Origin of the sequence: Arthrobacter sp. Hiyo1 (assembly GCF_001263615.2) — a bacterium.
In the GTDB taxonomy this organism is placed as follows: Bacteria; Actinomycetota; Actinomycetes; order Actinomycetales; family Micrococcaceae; genus Arthrobacter.
The window spans coordinates 14,241-17,917 of sequence record NZ_DF952476.1 but is presented as its reverse complement, the minus strand read 5'-3'; the positions used below and the strand labels follow the sequence as shown (position 1 = coordinate 17,917).

The window sequence follows — 3,677 nt, the reverse complement described above, 5'->3', positions numbered from 1 at the left end:
CGACGTCGAGCTCCGCCACTACCGCCGGGCCGCCCGCAAGAACCGGGCCGCCCCCAACAGCGGTCCGGGCACGCACGTCCGCAACCTCCTCGGCGAGAAGTGAAGGCGTCGGAGCGGACACCAGCACCACGTCGGCGTCCGAACGAAGCAAGTCGGCCTGCGCAACTACGGGCAATTGCCCCTGCAGCGGGCGCGGAATGATGGAGGGACCCTTCACGGAATACCCGGCCCCTGCGAAATCCGCCGGCGTCTCGAAGTCGATGTAGTGCAGTTTGTCCACGTCAAAGTACCGCCCGGTGGGGACGTCGCGGATCACGGCGTGGTCCTCCCAGGAATCCCAAAGCCGCCGGCTCACTTCCACCGACGCCGCGGCCTCCTGCGCCAAGGCGGCACCTTCAACAAATGAACGCCCGACGGCGGCAGCCTCCTCCGCGGAGCCGCTCGCCGCGACGAGCCAACCCGCCCGTCCGCCCGAGACATAGTCCAAGCTCGCCAGCTGAGTGGAGATGTGGAACGGCTCGGTGTAGACCGTGTCCACTTCCGGTACCAGCACGATGGAACTCGTGACGGGACCCGCGAACGCGGCGCGCTGAAGGGCGTTCAGGCGGCCTGCAACATCTCGCCCGCCAGCGCCGGAGCCGTCAGTCCCAGACCCATCAGCGAACGTCGCCACATGAATCCCGGCCGATTCCGCCGCCAGCACCGTGCTCCGGATCCGCGAACCGTTCAGCAACTCATCCGGGGCATGCCAGGCTTTGCGCCAGGCCGCGGGGTGGGCGCCGTCGCCGTCGAGCTCCAAGGCCAGGAATCCGGGCTGGCCCGGACGGGAGATGCCGCTCATTGCTGCTCCTGCCTTTCGTAAGGGATCTGTTCGCCGGCTTCGATGGCCACGCTCAGCCGGTTTTCCGAGGGTGGGAGCGGGCACGTGGCAAGGTCCGTGTAGGCGCACGGCAAGTTGACGGCACGGTTGAAGTCGAGCACCACGGAGCCGTCCGATTCCGGGGTCACCGTGAGCGAGCGATTGGCCGCGTAGGTGGTCTTGCCCGACGTCGCATCCGTGAACAGCACCGAGAGTGTGCCCGGCGCATGTCCGTTGAAGGCCGTGAGCACCAAGTCCTGGCCCGCGAGGTTGAAGTGGAGCTCGCCGGGCGCCTCGTAGACGTGCTGGATACCCTCGACGGCGGCCCCCACTGTGGTCGGTCGGGGAACCTCAAACGGCACGAACGTACCGCTCACCGCGAACGATGCATCCGGTGCGTATGCGGGCGTTCCGCGGTATTCGTTGAGCAGCGGATTCCCGGGGTGCCGCGGCCGGACGATGTACTCGCCGCCGCGCTTGGCGAGCTCGACGACCGTGTCCCCCGCGTTGAGGTTGAGGCCGTCTCGTTCCGCGATGGGGCCGAAAACGACGGTGGCCCCGGCGGCGTCGGTGTTGAGTTCCCGGCCATCCCGAAGCAGGCTTTCGCCTGGTCCTAAAACCACAGTGACGACGTCGTTCTCCACACTCCAGGCGCCGGGCACCCCGTCGAGCGGAGCATCTTCGGAACCAAGCCAGTGCAGATGGGTGACAGCGAGGAATCCGTGCGGATCGGCCCGGTGACGCTCGTGCTCGGCGTGCCATTCCTGCCAGGCTGCGGTGAAGGCCGGAGTGGTGGACGTAGCCGTTTCAGTGGGCGTAGGCATGATTCCTCCTGTGGTTTGCATGATCTGTGGTGACAGTTCCGGAAGCGTCCGGTGACGTGGCGCCAGCGAATTCCGGGCGGCCACCAAAGGGATCCGCCGGTTCCCACAAGGTCGTGGGCGCGGCGGCGCGGACGGCCGGGATGACCTCGAGCGCGAACCGCTCCAGGATCTCCAGCTGCTGCTCGAAGGGCAACGTGGTGGGCAAGGAAATGGATTGGAGATCGTGGCCGTAGAGCGAGTGGTAGCTCAGGATTTTGTCGATGACCTGTTCCGGACTGCCCACCAGTGCTGGCCCTTCAGCCACGGCATGCTCGATGTCCCGGAACGGCGAATTGTTGCCCGGGACGTTGCGTCCAGCGGTCAAGGCCTCATAAACAGGCCCGAACTGGCGCTTGGCTTCCTGCGTGGTGTCCGCGACGAACACGCCGCCTGCGCCGGAACCCGAACCGAGGTACTGGTGCCGAGGATCGTGGCCGTGGCGTTCGTATTCCTCGCGGTAGTGGTCGATCAGGATCTTGTAGTTCTCGCGAGGCTGGATGGCGTTGGCCGTGAAAAGTGGATCGCCCCACTGGGCGGCGAGCGCAGCCGAGGTCAGGGTTGTAGCCGAGCCGTGCCAAATCCGCGGCGAACCCGCAAACGGTCGCGGCGTCGTCGTCGTCACTTCGCTCAATGCGGGCCGGAAACGGCCGGACCAGGTGACGTTTTCTTCACGCCACAGCCTCCGCAACAAGCCATACTTTTCGGCGAGCAGCTCCCACTGATCATCGAGGGAGAGCCCGAACAACGGATATTGCAGCACTTCGTTGCCCTTGCCGATCACGAGTTCCAGGCGGCCCCGGCTCAGCTGATCGATCGTGGCGTAGTCTTCGGCCACCCGCACGGGATCGAGCACCGACAAGACGGTGACGCCGGTCTGCAATCGAATACGGTTGGTGACCGCCGCGATGGCGGCGAGGACCGTCGTCGGGGACGATGAGATGAACTCACCGGCATGCCTCTCCCCCACAGCGAAACTATCGAAACCCAATTCCTCGGCCCGGCGCGCAGTCTGCACCACTTGGTTGAGCCGCTCGGCCGTCGAGACGATTTCTCCCGTCAGCGGGTTCTTCAGGTGCGGAATGATGTCGAGTACCTGGAACTTCACTGTGTTTTCCCTGTCTGGGCACTCCCGAAGTTTGCCTCTGTCACGGTCTTCGATTCCGGCAAGGCTTCCTGCGAAAGGCCCCAGCGGTCCAGGACCTTCCCGTAGGAGCCATCCTTGATCGCCGAATTCAGGGCATCCGTGATGGCCGGAGCCAGGCCGTTGCCTTTGAGGGTGGTGGCCGCGACGAGGGTCTCTGAAGGCCAGCCAGCGTTGACTTTGCCCACCACTTTCAGGTCGTCCCGCGTGTTCTCGCGGTAGGAGACGGACGGATAGGGCGCGATGTTCAGGTCCGTCCGGCCCGAGGAGAGCGCCAGGATGGTGTCGGCGTCGGAGGAGTAGTACTGCAGTGTTGCCGGAGCCTTGCCACGGGATTCCAGGTCCTTGTTCCAGGCCAGGAGGATCTTCTCCTGGTTGGTGCCCGAGCCCACCGAGACCTTCAGCCCGGAGATATCGTCCGCGCCCTTGATGTTGTACGTGGACGATTTCTTGGCTTCGAATCCCATGTACGCGGCGCGGTAGGTGGAGAAGTCGAACAGTTTCACCCGGTCCTTATTGATGCCCACGTTCGAGAAGACCGCTTCGAAATCGCCCGACTGCGTCTTGAGCGGCCAGTTCTCCCAGGAGGTGACCTGCACGTCCAGTGCGAGGCCCAGCTTGTCGGCCACGAGCTGGGCGATGTCCACCTCGACTCCGATCGGGGTCTTGTCATCCGTCGCATGGAAGGACAGCGGGATGGACCCGGCCGTGGTGGCAACGGTCAGTTTGCCGTCCTTGCCGATCGCGGCCGGCACGGCGGCTGCCGCGGCGGGATCCTTCTGCGCCCGGATACGGTTCTGCTCGGGCGAGGTGT

General features: G+C 65.2%; 4 protein-coding genes. All 4 read right to left on the bottom strand.

Features of this window, described 5'->3' with window-relative positions; translation table 11 throughout:
* Positions 1–841, bottom strand: an 841-nt coding sequence (locus tag AHiyo1_RS20515) for an LLM class flavin-dependent oxidoreductase (RefSeq protein ID WP_059389813.1), incomplete at its 3' end; no start/stop codon positions are given.
* Positions 838–1,683: a DUF1684 domain-containing protein gene (locus AHiyo1_RS20510; protein WP_059389812.1), complete on the bottom strand. Its 846-nt coding sequence runs from the start codon at positions 1,681–1,683 to the stop codon at positions 838–840. The genes AHiyo1_RS20515 and AHiyo1_RS20510, both read right to left, overlap by 4 nt.
* Positions 1,667–2,827 carry an LLM class flavin-dependent oxidoreductase gene (locus AHiyo1_RS20505; RefSeq protein ID WP_059389811.1) on the bottom strand — a complete coding sequence of 387 codons (1,161 nt, stop codon included), beginning with the start codon at positions 2,825–2,827 and terminating at the stop codon, positions 1,667–1,669. Before AHiyo1_RS20505 ends, AHiyo1_RS20510 begins: the two co-directional genes overlap by 17 nt.
* Positions 2,824–3,677 (bottom strand): ABC transporter substrate-binding protein (locus AHiyo1_RS20500; protein ID WP_059389810.1); only part of this gene is annotated, 854 nt, incomplete at its 5' end. The genes AHiyo1_RS20500 and AHiyo1_RS20505, both read right to left, overlap by 4 nt.

Coding starts and splice junctions, on each gene's coding strand:
- AHiyo1_RS20510 (WP_059389812.1), bottom strand. CDS start 1,683: ATGCCTACGCCCACTGAAACGGCTACGTCCACCACTCCGGCCTTCACC.